A 21,329-nucleotide genomic window follows, 5' to 3' on the forward strand; every position below is an offset into this window, starting at 1 on the left:
CCGGACAACGTCGGACCCAGGGTCTAGAAAGGACGGGACAGCCTACGAGGAATGGGGGCGGCATCGTGAGCGGAACGACACCCGTGGCGGAGCAGGTGCGATCGGTCGACGGCACGCCCATCGCGTTCGAGCGGTCCGGTGCCGGGCCGGCGGTCGTCCTCGTCGGCGGCGCGTTCAGCGATCGCAACGCGACCCGCGACCTGGGTGCGGCACTGGCGCCGGATTTCACCACCTTCAGCTATGACCGTCGCGGTCGGGGCTACAGCGGCGACACCGCACCGTACGAGGTCGGCCGCGAGATCGACGACCTGGCTGCCCTGATCGCGGCGGCGGGTGGTTCCGCCGCCGTCTACGGCATCTCCTCCGGGGCCGTCCTGGCCGCCCTCGCCACCGCACAGGGCCTGCCGGTGACCAGGATGGTCATGTTCGAGCCACCGTTCCAGGTCGGCCCGCACGTGGGCGTCCGCAAGGACATCACCCCGCAGCTCATCGAGCTGATCGCCGCCGACGACCGGGACGGCGCGGTGGAGACCTTCCTCAGCGCGTCGGTGGGGCTGCCGGCCGAGCAGATCACCGGGATGCGGTCGCAGCCGATGTGGGGTGGGCTGACGGCGGTCGCGCACACCCTGGTGTACGACGCGATCGTCACCGCCGGGGGGCGATTCCCCGCCGAGCGGCTGGCGGCCATCACCGCGCCCACCCTCGGGGTGGACAGCACCGGCAGTCCACAGTGGTTGCGGGACGCGAGTCGGGCGGCGGCCGAGGCCGTTCCGGGCGGCCGGTCCGTGAGCCTCGACGGCGGTTACCACGACGTGCCGCCGGCGACGCTGGCCCCCGCGCTGCGCGAGTTCCTGCTCGGTTGACAGCACCAGCGGCCGACGAGGCGCATGCCGGCCGGTCAGTCGTCGGTCAGCGCCTTGTCGACCAGGTCCGCGACGGCGTCCGGTGGCCAGGCGCCCGCCACGCCGGGCCGGGCCGCCAGGTAGGCGGCGATCCGCTCGGCGGGCCAGCCGTGCGACTCGCGCAGCCCTCGGGCGATCATGCCGAGGTAGATCGGCGCTGGAGGTCGGCAGGGCACGGCTGACGCCCCCTCGGGGGCGGTGAAGGTGAGCATCGGAACACCGTCGCGGCTGCCCGGGCAGATCAGCGTCTCGTACCGCCCGGGGCCGAGCGTGGCCCGTCCGTTGGCGACGGCGGCGTCGATGGCCGCGCCGGTCGCCGGGATCAGCTCGGTCGTGTCGCCCGGCGGGCGGTACATCTCCTGGGCCGCGATGTCGGTGAACTGCTCCAGGGTGACCAGGTAGGCGCGGGCCGCGGCCTCGCCCGGCAGGTGCGGGTCGTAGAAGGCCATGCCGCCGGTCCAGGCACCGGACTCGCCGGCGAAGTAGATGCCGCCGGGCAGCGACACGGGCGTCGACCGGCTGGGTGGACGCCGGTCACGGCAGCCCGGGTACGTCCGCTTTCCGCCGGGTGGGCAGCCACCACCGATGTACCAGCCCAGCCGGGCGGCGTGCATGTTCGAGCCGTACGAGACGTACCAGGCCAGCATGACCACCCCTCAGAAGCCGCAGGTCTGCCCGGCGGAGTGGCTCACCTGCACGGTGTGGGTCACGCAGCCGCCTGCCTCGACCGAGTGCAGCAGGAAGGCGGTGGGCTCGTTGACCCAACCGATCTGCTCGTCGGCGCTCATGGTGAGCGTGCTCTGCTTCCACGTGCTGGGCGCCACTGTGAGGACAGTGCCCGCGTACGCGGTGGTGACCGGGCGGTGCAGGTGACCGGCGGCGACCCGCACCACGTGCCGGTGCCGGCCGATCACCTCGGCGAGCGCGTCGCCGTCGGCCAGTCGGATGGAGTCCGCCACGGGGATGCCGACGGCGACCGGCGGGTGGTGCAGAAAGATCACGGCGGGCACCTCGGGCCGCCCGGCCAGCACCCCGTCGAGCCAGCCGAGTTGTTCCTCGCCGAGTTGGCCGCCGTCGCTGCCGGGGACGAGCGAGTCGAGCACCACGACGGACGCCGCCTCGTGGTCGACGTGGTAGTAGGCCGAGAAGCCGCCGCCGAGCCACGGTGTGCCGCCGAACGCGTCGAGCAGGGACTCTCGGTCGTCGTGGTTGCCGGTGGTCAGGTGCACCGGCAGCGGGAAGTGGCCGATCACCTCGCGCAGCGCCGCGTACTCGTCGGGCTGGCCGTGGTCGGCCAGATCGCCGGTGATTACCACGCAGTCGGGTCGGGGTCGCAACGCCAGCACCCGGCCGAGCGCTCGGTGCAACCCGGCGGCCGGTTCGGCGGCGAGCAGGCCGGTGGTCAGGTGCGGGTCACTGAGCTGGGCGATGAGCATGGGCTCGCCTCCTCGGCGCGGGGATGCTCCACGCTATCGCCGGTCGCGGCATCCCGGGGACATCCGTCCACAGGCTGCGTCCACAGCCTGTGGATAGCACGTGTGTACGAAGCCCGGCCGGTCCCAGCCACCGTGAGTACGCTTGATCGAGCGGTTCGGCGTCGGCCGGGCCCCTCCCCTACCTGGAACGACGTGCGAGTGGATCATCAGCGAGTCATCCGTGACGTCACCGTCCGCCTGCCGATGGCGTCGAGCACGCCGGAGGCGTGTCGGTGGACGGTCACCGCGCTGTCCCGCCACACCCCGGCGACCATCTCCGTGCTGCTCGCGGTCCACGACCGCCTGCGCTGCGTCGCCGCGACCGGGGCCTGGCAGGTCTTCGCCACAGTGCCGGCGCGGACCGGCATCGTCGGCCGGGTGTACGCCACCGGCGCTCCCGCCGTCGTCCCGGACGTCACCGTCGACCCGGACTACCTGCCGGTGCGCCCGGATGTGACAGCCGAGCTGTGCGTACCGGTGCTGGACCCGACGGGCCGGGCGATCGGCGTACTCGACCTGCAGTGGAGTGAGCCGACCGACCTGGAGCCGTGGCGGGAGACCGCGCAGCGGCTGGCCGACGGGCTCGGTGCGCGGATCGCCGCCCTCGGTGGCCCGCCGGCGGAGAGCCGCAGCGAGAAGCTGCTCCGGCACGCGGCCGCGCTCTCCTCCGCGCCGACCGAGGGAGAGGTGATGGGGGCAGCCGCCCGCGCCGCCCGGGAGGTCTCCACCCTCTCCACCGCACTACTGCTGATCGGCGGCCAGCTCGGCCCGTCCCCTGCGACACCGAGCGATTTGGAGACCCGGATCCGCGCCGAACTGGCCGCCGCCGGTCCGGCCGCCCTGGACCGGATGGTCGAGCGGGCGCACCGGTACGGCGCCGGGTACACGCTGGGCGAGGCCGGGCATCCCCCGACCGAGGACTACCGCCCGTTGACCCGGGCTGGGGTACGCACGCTGGTCGCCGTGCCCGTCGGCCCCACGGACGCCGCGGGGGTGCTGCTGGTCGCCGACGAACGCGCGCTGCGCCCCGACCCGACCACTGTCAGCCTGATGGAGTTGCTCGCCGGGCAGGCCTGGACGAGCGTGGACCGGCTGCGCACGCTGGCCCGGCTGCGGGAGCAGGCCAGCTCCGACCCGCTGACCGGGTTGCGGCACACCGGCCCGTTCGGGCAGCGGATCGCTGCGGCCACCCCCGGGCGTACGGCTCTGCTGGCGATCGACGTGGACGGCTTCAAGACCGTCAACGACACGTACGGCCACCAGGCCGGCGACCGGGTGTTGGTCGGGTTGGCCCGGGCGCTGGAGGGGGCGCTTCGGCACGGCGACGAGTTGTACCGGATCGGCGGCGACGAGTTCGTCGCCGTAATCGAGGTGAGCCGCCCGGAGGAGGCGGTTCGGATCGCCGAACGGCTCACCGAGGCGGCCCGACGCATCGGCCGCACGATCAGCGTGGGCGTGGCGCTACCGCGCCCCGGCGAAACCCCCGACCGCACCCTCAAGAGAGCTGACCAGGCCCTGTACGCGGTAAAACGCCAAGGCCGAGACGGCGTCCTGCTCTCCGCCGCGTAACCCCACCCCGCACCCCACGCCCCCACGCCCCACGCCACACGCCCCGCGCCCCAGGCCCCACGCCCCGCCGATCTTGCACTTACGGTTGTCGTTTTGTCGCTCTAGTCCCTTATGTCGCCACAGAAACTGCAAGATCGCCGGCAGCCCGGGGGCGGGGCCGGGGGCGGGGGCGGGGCCGGGGGCGGGGGCGGGGGCGGGGGCGGGGGCGGGGCCGGGGCCGGGGGCGGGGGGTCCGGGGGCGGGGGTTAGGTGGTGCGGAGTTCTTTGGCTAGGAGTTCGGCGATCTGGGCGGTGTTGAGGGCCGCGCCCTTGCGGAGGTTGTCGCCGGTGACGAAGAAGTCGAGGGCGCGGGGGTCGTCCAGGGCGCGGCGAATCCGGCCGACCCAGGACGGGTCGGTGCCGACGGCGTCGATCGGCATCGGGAACTCCCCGGCCGCGGGGTCGTCGACCAGGATCACCCCTGGTGCGTTGCGCAGTGCCTCGCGGGCGCCCTCGGCGTCGACCTCGGTGGCGAAGACCGCGTGCACGGCGACCGAGTGGGCGGTGACCACCGGCACCCGGACGCAGGTGGCGGAGACTTTGAGGTCGGGGAGGCCGAGGATCTTCCGCGACTCGTTGCGGATCTTCATCTCTTCCGATGACCAGCCGCTGTCCGCCGGGGAACCCGCCCAGGGGACCACGTTGAGTGCCATGGGTGCCGGGAACGGCCCCAGGTCGTCGCCGACAGCCTGGCGTACGTCGCCGGTGCGCGAGCCGAGCGCCCGATCGCCGGCGACCTTGGTGAGCTGATCGTGCAGGATGTCGACGCCGGCCTGGCCGGCGCCGGAGACCGCCTGGTAGGAGGCGAGCACCAACTCTCGTAGGCCGTACTCGCGGTGCAGCGGCGCGACGGCGACGATCATCGCGAGGGTGGTGCAGTTGGCGTTGGCGATGATGCCCCGGGGCCGGTTGCGCACCTGCTCGGGGTTGATCTCCGGAACGACCAGCGGGACGTCGCGGTCCATCCGGAACGCGCCGGAGTTGTCGACGGCGATCGCGCCCCGGGCGACGGCGATCGGCGCCCACTCGGCGGAGACCTCGTCGGGCACGTCGAACATGGCCACCTGGACCCCGTCGAACGCCTCGGGGGTCAGCGCCTGGACGACGACTTCCTCGCCCCGGCAGCGCACCCGGCGCCCGACGGAGCGCTCGGAGGCGAGCAGCCGGATCTCACCCCAGACGTTGCGTCGCCCGGTGAGCAGCTCACACATCACGGTGCCGACGGCACCTGTCGCTCCTACCACGGCGAGGGTGGGCAGCGCCGTCATCGGCGCTACCTACCCGTCCCCGCGTAGACCACGGCTTCGGTGTCGCCGCCCAGCTCGAACGCGTCGTGGATGGCGCGGACGGCGGCGTCGAGGTCGGTGTCCCGGCAGACCACGGAGACCCGGATCTCGGAGGTGGAGATCATCTCGATGTTGACCCCGGCGGCGCCGAGCGCGGCGAAGAAGCCGGCAGCCACCCCGGGGTGCGAGCGCATGCCCGCGCCGATCAGTGAGACCTTGCCGACGTGGTCGTCGTAGAGCAGGCCCTTGAACTTGACCGGCTCCTGGATCTTGCTGAGCGCCGCCATCGCGGTGGGACCGTCGGCCTTGGGCAGGGTGAACGAGATGTCCGTCCGGCCGGTGCCCTCGGTGGAGACGTTCTGCACGATCATGTCGATGTTGATCTCGGCGCCGGCGACGGTGTCGAAGATCCGCGCGGCGGCACCCGGCTCGTCGGGCACCCCGACGATCGTGATCTTGGCCTCGCTGCGGTCGTGCGCGACCCCGGTGATCAGTGCCTGCTCCACGGAAAGGTCCTCCATCGATCCGGTGACCATCGTGCCGGTGTTGGTCGAGTATGACGAACGGACGTGGATCGGCAACCCCGCCCGCCGGGCGTACTCCACGCTACGCAGGTGCAGCACCTTCGCGCCGCAGGCGGCCAGCTCCAACATCTCCTCGTAGGTGATGTGCTGGATGTGACGGGCGTTGGGCACGATCCGCGGGTCGGCGGTGAAGATGCCGTCCACGTCGGTGTAGATCTCGCAGACGTCCGCGTGCAGGGCTGCGGCGAGCGCCACGGCGGTGGTGTCCGAACCACCGCGGCCCAGCGTGGTGACGTCCTTGGTGTCCTGCGAGACGCCCTGGAAGCCGGCCACGATGACCACCGAGCCCTCGTCGAGCGCGCCCTTGAGCCGCCCGGGGGTGACGTCGATGATTCGGGCGCGGCCGTGCACGGAGGTGGTGATCACGCCAGCCTGCGAGCCGGTGAACGAGCGGGCTTCGTACCCCAGGTTGTGGATGGCCATGGCCAGGAGGGCCATGGAGATCCGCTCCCCGGCGGTGAGCAGCATGTCCAGCTCGCGGCCCGGCGGCAGCGGGCTGACCTGGTTGGCCAGGTCGAGTAGCTCGTCGGTGGTGTCGCCCATCGCGGAGACCACCACCACCACGTCGTCGCCGGCCTTGCGGGCGGCGACGATGCGCTCGGCCACCCGCTTGATCCGCTCGGCGTTGGCGACGGAGGACCCGCCGTACTTCTGCACCACGAGTGCCACGACGGTGCACTCCCTCCCAGCGACCCTGAGCGTGCCGACGCCGCCGGAACCGGGGCCGGCGGCGCGTGTCAGACCTCATGAGGGTATCCGGCGGATAACGAAGCCGGGTCAGGTGATCCCACCATCCGGCCCGGCCGGGACCGGCGAGACCGGTCCCACCAGGTCGAACGGGGTACGCCGGGACACCCCACCCGACACGCCGGGACGAGCCCGGTACGCGCCGGCACCCGCCAACCGCCCGCACCCACCAGAATGGGCCGGTGCCCGTCCTCATCCGCTCGGCCGGCCGTGTGCTCGGGCCGCTCGTCCTCGCCCTGCCAGCCCTCCTGGTCGCCTGCACCAGTGAGCAGCCCCCGACTCCGCCGCCCGCCGACCCGGGGCCGGTCGAGGTGGACGCCGCACGGGATGAGCTGGCGGCGCTGGCCGCGGCGGCTCAGGACCGTCACCTGGTGGCCCAATATGTCTACGGCCAGGCGGGCCAACCGGATCGCACCATCGTGTTCACCAGCGCGAATGACGGGAGCTGGCGGGTGGACGTGCCGGGGGGCGCCCTGGGTGGCACCGCCGATGTCTCGATGGCCAGCACCGCCGACGGGTTGTTCCAGTGCGCCCTGCCGTCGGCCGGTCACACCGAGTCGGCGAGTTGCGTACGCCTGGGTGATCGCGACGACGCGATCCCGCGCCGGTCCGACCCCCGGGTCCAGCACCTGCTCACCGACTGGCTGGACGTCCTCACCGACCGACGCGCGCCGTTGGCGGTCGCTCCGGCCAACGCGCCCGAGGGCCTCACCGGCACCTGCTACTCGGTGGATTCCACCTCGGCGTCGCTCAACGCCCCGCTGGATGTGGGCATCTACTGCTACGACAAGGACGGCACGCCGACCGGCGTCCGGACCGGGGCCGGGACGCTCCGGCTGGCCGCCGCACCCGGCCCGGCGCCGGCCACCGTGCAGCTGGCCGGTCCGGTGGTGATCGACCGGGAGCCGCTCGACATCGCGGCGCCGCCGACCCCGGACCCGTCGGAGAGCCCGGGCGCGGGAACGCCCTGATCTTCGTCCCGTTACGGGTGCTCTTGCCCACATTCGGCCACCCCATCCTGAGGGGCGAATCACCCATACAGGACGATCCGGTGTATGGCCGACCTCACCCCGCTGCTCGCCTACCGCTGGAGCCCGCGAGCCTTCGACCCGAGCGCCGAGCTGACCCCGGAGGAGTCCGCCTCGCTGCTCGAGGCCGCGCGCTGGGCCCCGTCGGCGGAGAACGGGCAGCCCTGGCGGTTCGCCCTCGGCCACCGCGACGACGAGACCTGGAAACGGATCCTGATCAGCCTCCCGGTCGACGACCAGATCTGGATCCGGCACGCCGCGACACTGGTGGTCGGCGCCCACACCGGCCTCGACACCGAGCGGGCCGCGTACGACCTGGGGCAGGCGATCGCTCACCTGACAGTGCAGGCCACAGCGCTCGGCCTGCACGTGCACCAGCTCACCCGGTTCGACCGGGCCGGACTCACCACCGAACTCGACCTGCCCGGAGGCGTCCGCCCGTTGGTGGTCGCCGCCGTCGGCCGGCTCGGGGACCCGTTCGCCCTCCCCGCCGACCTGCACGCCCGGGAGACCGGCCTGCGGCACCGCCGCCCGGTCGCCGAGCTGCTGCTGCGCTGATCGAGCGCCGGGGTCACCCGCCCCGGCTGGCCCGGAGGAGGACCGCCGCCGCATCGGTGTTGCGGTAGCGGACGTGCCGACCCTCGCGGGACCGCGACACCAGGCCGGCGCCGTGCAGCGCGGCCAGGTGCTGGGACACGTTTCCGGCGGACATCCCGGTGAGTCGGGCCAGGTCGGTGGTGGTCAGCGCAGTCTCGAGCAGATGCAGCAGCGCGGTCCGGCCCGGCCCGATCACCCGTGCCAGTGGGTCGCCGGGGGGCGGTGTGGTCGCCTCCCAGAGCGTCCCGACGGCACGGACCGGGTACGCGCCGACCGGCAGCGAATCCTCCAGCAGGTTCCACAGCACGTGCTGCTCGGTGAACACAGTGGGGTTCAGCGCCAGTCCACGACCGCGGAGGTCGAAGTCCCGCTCGAACGTGTCGTCGCTGATCACCCGGTCGCTGTGCCAGCGCAGGCTCGGGTGGAGCTGCTCGAAGAACTGCCCGGCGCCGCTCTCGGCGAGCTGGGCGGCCCGGTACGCCACGTCGGCGTCGAGCAGCGCCCGCATCCGCTGCCAGTCCGGGGCGATCGCCTCGTCGTGCCAGACCCGCACCGCGTCGACGACCTGCGGCAGCAGCCCGCCGGGGTCGGCGAGCAGCGCCCGCCCGAACGGGCTCAACGGTTTTTGCCAGGTGGTCGCCAGCAGGTCCTGGACCACGACGGCCGGCGGTGTCGCGGCGATCTGGTCGAGCTGCTCGGCCATCTCCACGTTCGGTCGGGCCGCCGGGGTCAGGAAGTCGGGCAGCCAGCGACCCGGCACGACCAACCCCACCAGAGGTCGAACCCGGTCGGCCACCTCGGGACGACGCAACGTCACCCGGGCCCGGTCGATCCAGGGCAGGTGCACCGCGTAGCGCACCGGGTTGGCCAGCGCCCACATGCTCATGACCGTCTCGTTGGCCGGTGACACGGCGAGACGCACTCCCGCCACGTCGGCCAGGCTGAACCGCAACTCGGACACACGCCCCCCTGGAGCAGGATTCGATCCAGCCTAAAAGACTCGACCGGGGTCATGGGGAACCGATTCACTCCCCGAACATGGGGACCAGAGAAACCATCCGCACCGCCGTTCGAGACGTCGTACCGCCGGCCGGGCTGACCCGCGCCCTGGCCGTGCAGGCCATGGTCTACGCCGTCGGCAGCGGCCTGTTCCACGCCGGCAGCGCCGTCTTCTTCACCCGGGCGCTCGGGCTCAGCGCCGCGCAGGTCGGGTTGGGGCTGTCCGTCGCGGCAGGGGTGTCGCTGCTGGGCACGGTGCCGCTGGGTGGGCTCACCGACCGGTACGGGCCGCAGCGGGTCTGGGTGGTGGGGCTGGTGCTGAACGCGGCGCTGTTCGCGACCTACCCGTTCGTTGGTGGCTTCGCGGGGTTCCTCGCCGTCGTGGTGGCGCTGGCCGCAGTGGACGCCGCTGTCGGCGTGGCCCGGCAGGTCTACTCGATCAACGCGCTTCCGCCTGCCGAACGGGTCACGGCGATGGCGTACCAGCGCTCGTCGCTGAACGTCGGCTTCGGGCTCGGCGCGGTGATCAGCGGCCTGGTGCTGGCGGTGGACACGATCACGGCGTACCGGGGGATGGTCTGGTTCATCTCGACGGTCTTCCTCGTGACGGCCCTCTTCGTGCGGCGACTGCCCCGGCTGCCGCAGGTGGCCCGACCGGCGGAGCCGATGAGTCGGCTCGCCGTGCTCCGGGACCGGCCGTTCATGGCGGTGTCAGTGCTGTCCGGGTTGCTCACCGCGCACGGGGTGCTCTACCTGACGGTCCTGCCGCTGTGGATCCTCACCCACACCGACGCCCCGAAGACGGTGATCGCCGGGCTGGTGCTGCTCAACACGATCCTGATCGTGCTGCTCCAGGTACGTGTCAGCCGGGGCGCGGACACCGCGGCGGGAGCGGCCCGGGCCTCCCGTCGGGGTGGACTGCTGATCGCCCTGTTCTGTCTGGTCCTGCCGATTTCCGGCGTCACTCGGGGCGCGCTCACAGTGGTGGTGCTGGTAGCCGCCGCGTTGCTGCTGATCCTGGCCGAGCTGATCGAGTCGGCGGGCAGTTGGGGGCTCACCGCCACCCTCCCGCCGGCCGACCAGCGCGGTGCGTACGTGGGGGCGCTTGGACTCGGCGTGCAGGTCCAGTACCTGATCGCGCCGGCGGGGCTGACCGCGCTCGGGGTGACCACCGGGGGGTGGGGTTGGTTACCGACGGCAGCGATCTTCGTGCTGGTAGCGGTGGCGATCGTGCCCGCTGTGGCCTGGGCGCAACGGACGCCGAGGCTGGGTGCCGAGGCCGCGAAGCCGGCCATGACCCCGGTCCCATAGTCCGGACCTGTCTTTCCACCCCCGGTTCCATCACGTAGGGTGACCTGGTCATGTGGCAGGCGCTGCTCCTCCTTAGCCGCCGCGACGAGGCCTGACCGGCCGGCACCTCGTCGCGGAGTCGCATCGCGCCGTCCAGCACATCCGAGTTTCTTCTCGGCACCGCCGCGCACCGTCGCCCGGCATCTCGCCGACACCTTCCGATCTGCTGACGCCACATGTTCCAGGGAGCACTCTGAGATGGCTCAACCTGTCACCGACGCCGAAACCGATCCGATCGCCCGGCAACGCCCGAGCCGGATGCCGTACCACCGCTACCAGCCGTACCGGGAGCAGTTCCGGGTCGAACTGCCCGACCGCACCTGGCCCACCCGCACCGTCGAGGCCGCCCCCCGCTGGTGTGCCGTGGATCTCCGCGACGGCAACCAGGCCCTGATCGACCCGATGTCGCCCGAGCGCAAGCGCCGGATGTTCCAGCTGCTGGTCCAGATGGGCTACAAGGAGATCGAGGTCGGCTTCCCGTCGGCCAGCCAGACCGACTTCGACTTCGTCCGGCAGCTCATCGACGACGACATGATCCCGGACGACGTCACCATCCAGGTGCTCACGCAGTGCCGGGAGCACCTGATCGACCGGACGTTCGAGTCGCTGCGCGGCGCGAAGCGGGCCATCGTGCACTTCTACAACTCGACCTCCACCCTCCAGCGGCGGGTGGTCTTCGGCCTGGATCGGGACGGCATCGCCGACATCGCCACCACCGGGGCGCGGCTCTGCCAGAAGTACGCCGAGATCCACACCCCGGACACGGAGATCTTCTACGAGTACTCGCCGGAGTCGTACACGGGCACCGAGCTGGAGTACGCGCTGGAGGTCTGCTCCCGGGTGATCGACGTGATCGACCCGACCCCGGACCGTCCGCTGATCATCAACCTGCCGGCCACCGTCGAGATGGCCACCCCCAACGTGTACGCCGACTCGATCGAGTGGATGCACAGGCACCTGCCGCGCCGGGACAGCGTGGTGCTGAGCCTGCACCCGCACAACGACCGGGGCACCGGCGTGGCCGCCGCCGAGCTGGGCCTGCTCGCCGGCGCGGACCGCATCGAGGGCTGCCTGTTCGGCAATGGCGAGCGCACCGGCAACGTCGACCTGGTGACCCTGGGGCTCAACATCTTCTCCCAGGGCATCGACCCGATGATCGACTTCTCGAACATCGACGAGATCCGGCGAGCCGTCGAGTACTGCAACCAGCTGCCTGTGCACGAGCGCCACCCGTACGCGGGCGACCTGGTCTACACCGCCTTCTCCGGCTCCCACCAGGACGCGATCAAGAAGGGCTTCGACGCCCTCGCCGCCGACGCGAAGGCGGCCGGCGTACCGATGGACGAGCACACCTGGGCGGTGCCGTACCTGCCGATCGACCCGAAGGACCTGGGCCGCACCTACGAGGCGGTCATCCGGGTCAACTCGCAGTCCGGCAAGGGCGGCGTCGCGTACATCATGAAGAGCGAGCACCAACTGGACCTGCCGCGCCGGCTCCAGATCGAGTTCTCCGGTGTGGTGCAGCAGGTCACCGATCACGACGGCGGCGAAGTCGACCCGGCCGCCATGTGGGAGATCTTCGCGACGCACTACCTGCTCGACCACCAGCCCGACCCGACGGTCCGGCTGGCCGGCTACACGATCGGCACTGTGGACGGCAAGGTCGAGATCGAGGCCCAGGTCGGTGTGGGCGGCGAGCAGCGCTCGCTCGCCGCGGTCGGCAACGGCCCGATCGACGCGTACGTCAACGCGCTCCAGTCGGTCGGGGTGGGCGTACGGGTGCTCGACTACCACGAGCACGCGCTCTCCTCCGGTGGTGACGCGCAGGCCGCCGCGTACGTGGAGTGTGAGGTGGACGGCAGGACGGTCTGGGGTGTCGGCACCGACGCCAACATCGTCACCGCGTCGATCAAGGCGGTCACCAGCGCCGTCAACCGCGCCCGCCGCTGACCTGGGCGCGACACCCCCGAGGTGGCTTCCTACTTCGGGGGTGTCGCGGCGGGCAGTGAGTGGCAGGGCTGGGACGGCGGGGCTTCCCGGGGCGGTCGGTGGACCAGCACGAGGGCCAGCAGCGCGCCGGCGACGAGTAGCCCGGCACACCACTCCATCGCGCCCCGGAACGCCTCGGTCAGCTCGGCCTTCTGCTCGTACCCGCCGCCGGAGAGCCCGACCAGCAGCGGCAGCGCCGCCACCGCGAGCAGGCCGCCGGCCCGGGACGCGGCGTTGTTGAACCCGCTGGCCACCCCGGAGAACCGGTCCTGCACGGCGGCCAGCACCGACGCGGTCAGCGGTGCCACCACCAGGGTCAACCCGATGCCGAAGAGCAGCACCCCGGGCAGCACGTCCCGCCAGTACGACGCGCCCGGTCCCACGCCACGCAGCAGCAGCAGGCCGACCGCGGCGACCACCGGTCCGATGGCCAGCGGCAGCCGTGGGCCGATCCGGGCGGACAGCGCACCGGCGCGCGCGGAGCCGACCAACAGCAGCAGGGTCATCGGCAGCAACGCGATGCCCGTGCGGAAGGCCGACCAGCCGACCACGTTCTGCAGGTAGACGGCGAAGAAGAAGGTGAAGCCGCCGAGCGCCGCGTAGACGACGACTGTGAAGATGTTCAGCACCGAGAAGAGTCGGCTGCTGAACAGCCCGGTGGGCAGCATCGCGGCGTCACCACGCCGTCGTTCCAGCAGGACGAAGGCCACCGCGGAGAGCACCCCGACCACTGCGGCGATCAGCACCTCGGCGGAGTCGAACCCGCGGGCCGGCGCGTCGATCAGGGCGTAGGTGACGCCGGCGAGCGCGAGCGCTCCGAGCAGGGCTCCGGCGACGTCGAACCGCCGTCGGGCCAGACCCCGTCCCTCGGTGCGGGAGGCGCTCTCGTCCCGGCTCTCCGGCACCCAGCGCAGGGCGGCCAGCAGCACCAGCACGGCGATCGGCAGGTTGAGGAAGAAGATCCAGCGCCAGGAGAGCGCGTCGATCAGCCAGCCTCCGATGAACGGCCCCAGCGCTGTGGACACCCCGGACAGCCCGGCCCAGGCACCGATCGCCCGGCCCCGGTCGTCGGGATGGAAGCTCGCCTGGAGCACCGACAGCGACCCGGGCGTGAGCAGCGCGCCACCGGCGCCCTGGAGGAACCGGGCCGCGATCAGCATGCCGGTGTCCTGGGCCAGCCCGCAGAGCACGGAGGCGGCGGTGAACCAGACCACGCCGATGAGGAAGATGCGACGCCGGCCGAAGCGGTCGCCGAGCGCGCCGCCGAGCAGCACGAACGCCGCCAGCATCAGCAGATAGCCGTTGATGGTCCACTGGAGATCGGCCACGTTCGCGCCGAGATCCTGCCCGAGCTTCGGCAGCGCCACGTTGACGACGGTGCTGTCGAGGAAGACCATTCCAGAGGCGAGTACGGCGGCGAGCAGCGTGCCCCGGCCGGCGGTGGTGCCCATTCGGAGGGCGGTCGCCGGTACAGGTGCGGTCATCCCACCAATCTGCCTTGCATCATGTGGGAGACGCCACGAAACGCCGAAACCGTGCCCGGGTACTGTGCGCAATCGCCGGGAGCCCCCAAGCTGGAGAGGTGTCGTCTGTGCGTACCAGATCAGGACCGCGAGCGGCGGTGGCCGCGCTCACCGCGGCGCTGGCGCTCGGCGTGGCCGGTTGCGTCCCGCAGGATGAGCCGACCACACCGCCGTCGAGCGACGGCGGCAACGCCGCGGAGCAGTTGAGCCAGCTCACCGTCGCCACCGCCGGCTCGATGAAGGGCTACAGCCGGGAGCGTTTCCCGCACTGGCGGGACACCGGCAAGAACTGCGATGTCCGGGACAGCATCCTCCAGCGCGACGGCAAGGACGTGAAGCTCTCCGGCTGCAACGTGGTCGGTGGGCGCTGGGAGAGCGTGTACGACGGTCGCAGCTTCTCGGATCCCTCCGACGTGGACATCGACCACATGGTGCCGTTGGCGAACGCGTGGCGCTCGGGTGCCGACGAGTGGGACAACGCGAAGCGCGGCGATTTCGCGAACGACACCACCCGTCCGCAGCTTTTCGCGGTTTCCGCCTCGTCGAACCGGGCAAAGGGTGACCAGGACCCGTCCCAGTGGAAACCGGCAAGCCGGTCCTACTGGTGCAAATACGCCCAGGACTGGGTGACTGTCAAGCACTACTGGAAGCTGACGGTGACCAGCGCCGAGAAGGCCGCCCTGACCGACATGCTGGAGGGCTGTTCAGTGGGGAGCGATTCGTGACCGCCGCCGGGGAGAGCGGCCCGTCCGCCGCCGGCATGACCGCGGACGGCACCGCCGAGACTCCCGCCGCCGTGCCGGGTGCCGGCATGGTCGCGGATTCGGGCGGGGCGGCCGGCCCGCAGGCCCGCACCACCGACATCGTGCCCGGCCCCGGCGGCGTCATGACCGACGAGGTCGGCGTCGTCACCGGAGACCTGACGCTGCGCACCGAGTACGCGGACGGCACTGTCACGGTGCGGGTGCAGTACAAGGACGCCGACGAGTGGTACGTGGTGACCGGCACGTCGGTCACGCTGGCCGACCCGGCCGGGCTGGACGCGGTGCACGGCGTCGCCGTGGGGCTGCTGAACCGCCCCGAGGGCTGACGAGCGCCGGCACCGCGTCCAGTCTCAGACGTACGAGCCCGGCTCGGTGGGCGCGGAGACGACGCCCGGCGCGTCCCCCTCACCCTCGGGTCGGACGATCTGCGCGCTGACCCCGTGCGGGCGCAGTTCGCCGCTGGCGATCTGTTCGGCCCAGTGGCAGGCCACCCGGCTGGCGCCGATGTCGCGCAGCACCGGTCGCTCGTCGGCGCAGCGGGTGGGCTGCGCCCACGGGCAGCGGGTGTGGAAGCGGCAGCCGGACGGCGGGTTGGCCGGCGACGGCAGGTCACCGGCGAGCAGGATCCGCTCCCGGCGGTCCTCCACGTCCGGGTCCGGCACCGGCACCGCCGACATCAGCGCCCGGGTGTACGGGTGCAGCGGCTCGGTGTAGAGCCGGTCGCTCGGCGCCTCCTCGACCAGCGCGCCCAGGTACATGACGCCGACAGTGTCGGAGATGTGCCGGACCACAGCGAGGTCGTGCGCGATCACCAGGTAGGTCAGCCCCAGGCTGTCCTGGAGTTCGTCCAGCAGGTTGACCACCTGGGCCTGGATCGACACGTCGAGCGCCGAGACCGGCTCGTCGGCGACGATCAGCTCCGGCCCGAGCACCAGCGCGCGGGCGATGCCGATGCGCTGCCGCTGCCCGCCGGAGAACTCGTGCGGGTAGCGGGACAGCGCCCAGCGCGGCAGCCCGACCGCGTCCAGGGTCTCGCCGATGATCCGTCGACGGTCGGTGCGGTCGGCGCCGATGCCGTGGGTCTGGAGGCCCTCGGTCAGGATCGACTCGACGTTCTGCCGGGGGTCGAGGCTGGACATCGGGTCCTGGAAGATCATCTGCATCCGGCGACGCATGCTGCGCAGCTTGCCGGACGGCAGCGTCGTCAGCTCGACACCGTCGAAGCTGACCTCACCGGCGGTCGGCGGGGTGAGTTGGAGCAGCGCCCGGCCCAACGTGGACTTGCCGCAGCCGGACTCACCCACCAGGCCGTACGTCTTGCCGCGCGCGATGCTCAGGTCGACCCCGTCGACGGCCTTCACCTGGCCGACCACTCGGTCGAAGAGCACCCCCCGTTTGATCGGGAAGTGCACCTTCAGGTCACGCACCTCGACGAGGATGTCGTTCTCACTCACGCTGGTTCCTCCTCGCGCGGGGCGGGCACCATGCCCGGCAGCGGCTCCGGGTTGACGCACCGGTAGCTCCGTCCGTCGTGCGCGTGCACCAGCTCCGGCGGCTCGCCCACACACTCGTCGATCCGGCGGGCGCAGCGCGGGGCGAAGGCGCATCCGTCCGGCCAGGGCAGCAGGTCGCGGACCGAACCGGGAATCGGGTTGAGCTTCTCGCCCCGCCCGGCGTCCAGGCGCGGCACCGAGCCGAGCAGACCCACCGTGTACGGGTGACGCGGCTGGCGGAACAGCGGACGACGGCGGGCCGTCTCCACCACCCGGCCGCCGTAGAGCACGTTGACGGTGTCGCACATGCCGGCCACCACGCCCAGATCGTGCGTGATCATCAACAGTGCGGTGCCGGAGTCCCGGACCAGTTCCTTGAGCAGCTCGAGGATCTGGGCCTGGATGGTGACGTCCAGCGCTGTGGTCGGCTCGTCGGCGATCAGCAGCCGAGGCTGGCAGGCCACCGCCATCGCGATGAGCGCACGCTGGCGCATCCCACCGGAGAGCTGGTGCGGGTACTCCTTGAGCCGCCGCTTCGGGTCGGGGATGCCGACCCGGTCCAGCAGCGCCGCCGCCTCCTTCGCCGCGGCCTCGCCCTTCATCCCCCGGTGCCGGGTGAGCACCTCGGTCACCTGCAAGCCGATCGGAATCACCGGGTTCAACGAGGAGAGCGGGTCCTGGAAGATCATCGCGATGTCCCGGCCCCGGATGTCCCGCCGCGACCTGTCGTCGAGCTGGAGCAGGTCGGTGCCGTCGAAGACGGCCTTGCCGCCGACCCGCAGGCCGGGCTGCTTGGGCAACAGGCCCATGATCGCCAGCGAGGTGACGCTCTTGCCACAGCCGGACTCACCGACCAGGCCGACCACCTCACCGGCGTCGACCGAGAAGGACACCCCGTCGACAGCGTGCACGGCCCGTTGACCGCGGCGGGCGAACGTGACGGAGAGATCTTCAACTTCGAGCAGTGCCATTACTGGCCCTCCGTTCGCGCCTGCGGGGCTCGCAAGCTCACTCCTCGCGCTTCACACATGCCGGGCCTACTTCCGCAGCTTCGGGTCGAGGGCCTCACGCATCGCCTCACCCAGCAGGGTGAAGCCGAGCGCGGTGATGATGATCGCGACGGCCGGGTAGATCGCCAGTGACGGCCGGATGCCGAGGTACTGCTGCGCGTCGGCGAGCATGACCCCCCACTCCGGTACGGCGGTGTCCGGGTTGCCGAGGCCGAGGAAGGAGAGCGCCGCGGCCTCGATGATCGCGGTGGCCAGGGTCAGGGTGGCCTGCACGATCACCGGGGCGAGGGAGTTCGGCACCACGTGGGTCAGCGCGATCTTCGACTTCTTGACGCCGAGCGAGGTCGCCGCCAGCACGTAGTCGCTGTTGGCCTGGGAGATCATCGAGCCGCGCAGCAGCCGGGCGAACACCGGCACCGAGACCACGCCGACCGCGATCATCACAGTGGTCAGGCTGGCCCCGAGCAGAGCGGCGATGCTCACCGCCAGCAGCAGGCTCGGCATCGCCAGCAGCATGTCGATGAAGCGCATCAGGGTGGTGTCGATCCACCGCCCCCACCGGCCACCGAGGCCGGCCGCAGCACCGGAGACGCCACCGATCAGCGCGCCGACCGCCAGACCGATCAGGGTGGAGACCACGCCGACCAGCAGGGTCTGGCGGGCGCCCACGATCATCCGGCTGAACTCGTCGCGGCCCTGGTGGTCGTAACCGAACCAGTGCTCGCTGGTCGGGCCGGGAATGACACCCGGCTTGATCAGCCCCTCCCGGATGCCGATCGTGTCCGTCGCCGCGTACGGCACGAGGAACGGGCCGACCACAGCGACCAGCACGAAGAGCGCCAGGATGACCGCGCCGACGATCGCGGCGGGGTTACCGCGCAGCCGGCGGAACGTCTCCTGCCAGAGGCTGACGCCCCGCTCGTCGTCACGGGCCGCCAACTCGGAGAGCCTGTCGATCTTTTCGCGCTTCTTGCCTGGGCTGAGTGTCATCGCACCCTCACCCTCGGGTCGATGAAGCTGTAGGAGAGATCGACCAGGAGGTTCACCAGCACGTACACCACCGCGATGATCAGGATGAAGCCCATCAGCACCGGATAGTCGCGTTGGCCGATGGCCTCGGCGACGAACGCTCCGATGCCGCTGAAGGCGAAGACGGTCTCGGTCAGCACCGCGCCGGAAAGCAGACCGCCCGCGAGCAGACCGATCGAGGTGGCGACCGGCAGCATGGCGTTGCGCAGGACGTGCCGACGACGAACCGTCTGCTCGGTCAGGCCCTTCGCCTCGGCGGTCCGTACGAAGTCCTCGTTCAGCACCTCCAGCACGCTCGCCCGGGTGATCCGGACGATGATCGCCAGCGGGATGCTGGCCAACGCGATGCTGGGCAACACCAGATGCCAGAGGGCGTCGGCGGCGGCGTCCCACTCACGGGTCATCAACCCGTCGAGGACGAAGAAGTTGGTGACCCGGGTCGCCCCGAGTGTCGGGTCCTGCCGGCCGCTGGACGGGAACCAGTGCAGGTTCTCCGAGAAGATCGCTTTGAGCACGTAGCCCAGGAAGAAGACCGGGATGCAGATGCCGATCAGCGAGCCGCCCACTGACGCGTGGTCCAGGAAACGGCCGCGACGACGGGCGGCCAGGTAGCCCAGCGGGATGCCGACGCCGATCGCGATGATCATCGCGGTGACGGTCAGCTCGACGGTGCCGGGGAAGCGCTCGATGAACTCCGTGGTGACCGCCCGCTTGGTGGAGGTCGAGGTGCCCAGGTCGAGCTTGATCATCCGCCGTACGAAACGGCCGTACTGCACCAGGATGGGCTCGTCGAGCCCCATGTTGCGGCGGATCGCGGCCCGCATCTCGGGGGTGCCGCGCTCGCCGAGGATGGCGGTCTCGGGGCCGCCGGGGAGTCGGCGGAGCCAGATGAAGAGCAGGAGGGAGAGCCCGAACAGCGTGGGTATCAGCTGAAGCAGGCGCCTGACGATGAACCGGAACACGGCGGCCTCGAAGGGGTGCGGAGGGTTGCGGGCGGGCGCTGTGCGACAGCGCCCGCCCGCGTTCCTTGCTGCGTCAGATCAGGACTTACTTGAACTCGGCGGTCGCGTACCGCTCGTCGGTGAGCGGGCTCGCCTTGACGCCGGTCACGTCCTTGCCGAACACGATCGCCGGCGGCGAGTGCGAGATCGGCACACCGGGCAGGAACTCCATCACGGACTTGTTCAGGGCCTTGTACTTCTCGGTCCGGGCCGCGATGTCGGCGGTGCCGTCCGCGTCCTTGAACTGGTCGAACAGGGCCTTGTTGTTGAAGCCCCACTCGTCCTTCGGCCGGTCGAAGAAGGTACCGATGAAGTTGTAGGCGTCGCCGTAGTCGCCGGTCCAGCCCAGGAAGTGGATGTCGTGCTTGCTACCCGAGGTGGTGGCGTTCAGGTAGTCCGGGCTCCACTTCAGCGGGATCGCCTCGACGGTGATGCCAACGGCCTTCAGGTCCGCCGAGAGCAACTCGAAGATGTCCTTCGGGTTCGGCATGTACGGCCGGGTGACCTCGGTCGGGTAGTGGAACTTCAGCGTCAGGTTCGACGCGCCGGCCTCGGCCAGCAGCGCCTTCGCCTTGGCCGGGTCGTAGGTGTACTTGGTGACGTCACCGTTCCAGCCCTCGACGGTGTCCGGCATGAAGTTGTCGGCGACCTTGGCACCCGGCGGCAGCTTGGAGGTGACCAGCTGCTGACGGTTCAGGGCGTACGCGATGGCCTGCCGGACGCGGATGTCGGCGAGCTTCGGGTTGCCCTTCTGGTTCATCGCCAGGTAGAGCACGTTGAACGCCGGGCGCGTGAGCATGTTGAAGCCCTCGCTCTTCAGCGGCTCGACGTCGGCCGGGCCAACCAGGTCGTAGCCCTGGATGTCGCCGGAGCGCAGCGCCTGCTTGCGGGCGTTCTCATCCGAGATCGTCTTGAAGATGAGGGTCTTCAGCTTGGCCTTGGCGCCCGAGTAGTCCTCGTTGCGCTCCAGGGTCAGCGTCTTGTTCGCCACGTCCCAGGTCTTGAACTTGAACGGGCCGGTGCCGGTCGGGTGCTCCGTCGCGTACGACGGGTACTTGATGTCCTCGGCGGTGCCCGCGACGTTGCTCGCGTCGAACTCCTGCAGCGCCTTCGGGCTGTGGATGGAGAACGAGGGGAGCATCAGCGCGGCCGGGACCTTGCTGGAGACCCGGGTGAAGGCCAGGTCCACAGTGGTGGCGTCCTTGGCGGTGCAGGACTTGAAGAGACTCGGCGGGAGATCCGCGTTCTCGTTCTTGGCGAAGCCGCCCATGACGTCCTGCCAGTACGCGGTCACGTCCGGGCTCTGCATGAGGCCCTTGGCGTTGTACCAGCGGTTGAAGTTGACGCAGACGGCCTCGGCGTTGAAGTCGGTGCCGTCGTGGAACTTCACGCCCGAGCGGAGCTTGAAGGTCCAGGTGGTGCCGGCGGCGTCCGGGGTCCAGGACTCGGCCAGGCCGGGGGTGACCTTCGTGCCACCCTCCTCCGGTCGGACCAGGGTCTCGAAGACCTGACGCGCCACGCGCAGCGACTCACCGTCGCTGGCGAAGCTCGGGTCGAGCACCTTCGGGTCTCCGGCGACGCCGAAGACGAGGGTGTCCTTCTTGCTACCGCCGGATTTGTCGTCGCGGTTGCTCTCGGCGCAGCCTGCTACCGCGAGGGCCGCGACCGCGATGGCCGCGATCGCGGCCTTCGGCCTGGGTGCACGCATGTGTGCTTCACCTCGTCCTTGGGGGTACGGACAACGTGGTGACAGGGGTCACCGATGGCGGTGACCATAGCTCCCGATGCGTCCACCCGGAAACCGCTGAGTGGACGGTTGGTATCGGATCGTGCCTCAACCGCCGCTTGACATTCGATTCTTAGGCAAACAGCGGGAAAAACCGATCAATCAGCACCCGCGATGCCAAACTGTTACGTCGAACAGCCCCGATGAGGGCACAGGTG

Annotated in this window: 19 protein-coding genes; 8 read left to right on the forward strand and 11 right to left on the reverse strand. The window is 70.9% G+C overall.

What is annotated here, in order from left to right:
* Nucleotides 1-65: 65 nt before the first annotated feature.
* Nucleotides 66-863 carry an alpha/beta fold hydrolase gene (locus OHB44_RS32730; protein ID WP_330439235.1) on the forward strand — a complete coding sequence of 266 codons (798 nt, stop codon included), beginning with the start codon at nucleotides 66-68 and terminating at the stop codon, nucleotides 861-863.
* Nucleotides 864-898: 35 nt separating this feature from the next.
* On the opposite strand, the gene OHB44_RS32735 is transcribed toward OHB44_RS32730, so the two are convergent.
* Nucleotides 899-1,549, reverse strand: coding sequence for a histone deacetylase (locus OHB44_RS32735; RefSeq protein ID WP_238684826.1), 651 nt, complete (start codon nucleotides 1,547-1,549; stop codon nucleotides 899-901).
* A gap of 9 nt (nucleotides 1,550-1,558) precedes the next feature.
* On the reverse strand, nucleotides 1,559-2,338 hold the full coding sequence (locus OHB44_RS32740; protein ID WP_238684827.1) for a phosphodiesterase: 780 nt from the start codon (nucleotides 2,336-2,338) through the stop codon (nucleotides 1,559-1,561).
* Between the two features lie 243 nt (nucleotides 2,339-2,581).
* Here OHB44_RS32740 and OHB44_RS32745 point away from each other — a divergent pair, with 243 nt between their 5' ends.
* Nucleotides 2,582-3,946 carry a diguanylate cyclase gene (locus OHB44_RS32745; protein ID WP_442932719.1) on the forward strand — a complete coding sequence of 455 codons (1,365 nt, stop codon included), beginning with the start codon at nucleotides 2,582-2,584 and terminating at the stop codon, nucleotides 3,944-3,946.
* A 245-nt stretch (nucleotides 3,947-4,191) separates the two neighbouring features.
* On the opposite strand, the gene OHB44_RS32750 is transcribed toward OHB44_RS32745, so the two are convergent.
* Complete coding sequence (locus OHB44_RS32750) at nucleotides 4,192-5,253, reverse strand: aspartate-semialdehyde dehydrogenase (RefSeq protein WP_238684829.1); 1,062 nt, start codon at nucleotides 5,251-5,253, stop codon at nucleotides 4,192-4,194.
* 5 nt (nucleotides 5,254-5,258) lie between these two features.
* Nucleotides 5,259-6,524, reverse strand: a complete 1,266-nt coding sequence (locus OHB44_RS32755) for an aspartate kinase (RefSeq protein ID WP_030489892.1) — start codon at nucleotides 6,522-6,524, stop codon at nucleotides 5,259-5,261.
* Between the two features lie 260 nt (nucleotides 6,525-6,784).
* Here OHB44_RS32755 and OHB44_RS32760 point away from each other — a divergent pair, with 260 nt between their 5' ends.
* Both OHB44_RS32760 and OHB44_RS32765 read left to right on the forward strand, forming a co-directional pair.
* Nucleotides 6,785-7,573, forward strand: coding sequence for a hypothetical protein (locus tag OHB44_RS32760; RefSeq protein ID WP_238684830.1), 789 nt, complete (start codon nucleotides 6,785-6,787; stop codon nucleotides 7,571-7,573).
* A gap of 84 nt (nucleotides 7,574-7,657) precedes the next feature.
* Nucleotides 7,658-8,188, forward strand: a complete 531-nt coding sequence (locus tag OHB44_RS32765; protein ID WP_238684831.1) for a nitroreductase family protein — start codon at nucleotides 7,658-7,660, stop codon at nucleotides 8,186-8,188.
* A 13-nt stretch (nucleotides 8,189-8,201) separates the two neighbouring features.
* Here OHB44_RS32765 and OHB44_RS32770 read toward each other — a convergent pair whose 3' ends face one another.
* The gene (locus OHB44_RS32770; protein WP_266304222.1) at nucleotides 8,202-9,188 is read right to left on the reverse strand and encodes an ArsR/SmtB family transcription factor; all 987 of its coding nucleotides are present in this window, start codon (nucleotides 9,186-9,188) and stop codon (nucleotides 8,202-8,204) included.
* Between the two features lie 77 nt (nucleotides 9,189-9,265).
* Here OHB44_RS32770 and OHB44_RS32775 point away from each other — a divergent pair, with 77 nt between their 5' ends.
* The gene (locus OHB44_RS32775; protein WP_238684833.1) at nucleotides 9,266-10,537 is read left to right on the forward strand and encodes an MFS transporter; all 1,272 of its coding nucleotides are present in this window, start codon (nucleotides 9,266-9,268) and stop codon (nucleotides 10,535-10,537) included.
* 237 nt (nucleotides 10,538-10,774) lie between these two features.
* Complete coding sequence (leuA, locus tag OHB44_RS32780) at nucleotides 10,775-12,526, forward strand: 2-isopropylmalate synthase (protein ID WP_266304221.1); 1,752 nt, start codon at nucleotides 10,775-10,777, stop codon at nucleotides 12,524-12,526.
* A 29-nt stretch (nucleotides 12,527-12,555) separates the two neighbouring features.
* On the opposite strand, the gene OHB44_RS32785 is transcribed toward leuA, so the two are convergent.
* Entirely contained in the window at nucleotides 12,556-14,049 is a 1,494-nt protein-coding gene (locus OHB44_RS32785; protein ID WP_330439238.1) for an MFS transporter, read from the reverse strand.
* Nucleotides 14,050-14,156: 107 nt separating this feature from the next.
* On the opposite strand from OHB44_RS32785, the gene OHB44_RS32790 reads away from it, so the two are divergent.
* The gene (locus tag OHB44_RS32790) at nucleotides 14,157-14,813 is read left to right on the forward strand and encodes an HNH endonuclease family protein (protein WP_210780751.1); all 657 of its coding nucleotides are present in this window, start codon (nucleotides 14,157-14,159) and stop codon (nucleotides 14,811-14,813) included.
* Nucleotides 14,789-15,178, forward strand: coding sequence for a hypothetical protein (locus OHB44_RS32795; RefSeq protein WP_238684874.1), 390 nt, complete (start codon nucleotides 14,789-14,791; stop codon nucleotides 15,176-15,178). Before OHB44_RS32790 ends, OHB44_RS32795 begins: the two co-directional genes overlap by 25 nt.
* A gap of 24 nt (nucleotides 15,179-15,202) precedes the next feature.
* On the opposite strand, the gene OHB44_RS32800 is transcribed toward OHB44_RS32795, so the two are convergent.
* From OHB44_RS32800 to OHB44_RS32820, 5 genes are all read right to left on the reverse strand, one after another.
* The gene (locus OHB44_RS32800) at nucleotides 15,203-16,306 is read right to left on the reverse strand and encodes an ABC transporter ATP-binding protein (protein ID WP_238684836.1); all 1,104 of its coding nucleotides are present in this window, start codon (nucleotides 16,304-16,306) and stop codon (nucleotides 15,203-15,205) included.
* Nucleotides 16,303-17,316: an ABC transporter ATP-binding protein gene (locus OHB44_RS32805; protein WP_238684837.1), complete on the reverse strand. Its 1,014-nt coding sequence runs from the start codon at nucleotides 17,314-17,316 to the stop codon at nucleotides 16,303-16,305. The genes OHB44_RS32800 and OHB44_RS32805 overlap by 4 nt, the downstream gene beginning before the upstream one ends.
* A 66-nt stretch (nucleotides 17,317-17,382) precedes the next feature.
* Nucleotides 17,383-18,345, reverse strand: coding sequence for an ABC transporter permease (locus tag OHB44_RS32810; protein WP_330439239.1), 963 nt, complete (start codon nucleotides 18,343-18,345; stop codon nucleotides 17,383-17,385).
* Nucleotides 18,342-19,346 carry an ABC transporter permease gene (locus OHB44_RS32815; RefSeq protein WP_238684839.1) on the reverse strand — a complete coding sequence of 335 codons (1,005 nt, stop codon included), beginning with the start codon at nucleotides 19,344-19,346 and terminating at the stop codon, nucleotides 18,342-18,344. The genes OHB44_RS32810 and OHB44_RS32815 overlap by 4 nt, the downstream gene beginning before the upstream one ends.
* Nucleotides 19,347-19,431: 85 nt before the next feature.
* A complete protein-coding gene (locus OHB44_RS32820; RefSeq protein ID WP_238684840.1) occupies nucleotides 19,432-21,093 on the reverse strand; it encodes an ABC transporter substrate-binding protein in 1,662 nt (553 codons plus the stop codon).
* Between the last annotated feature and the right edge of the window lie 236 nt (nucleotides 21,094-21,329).

The sequence above is a fragment of the Micromonospora sp. NBC_00821 genome (assembly GCF_036347035.1).
GTDB classification, from domain to species: Bacteria; Actinomycetota; Actinomycetes; order Mycobacteriales; family Micromonosporaceae; genus Micromonospora; species Micromonospora hortensis.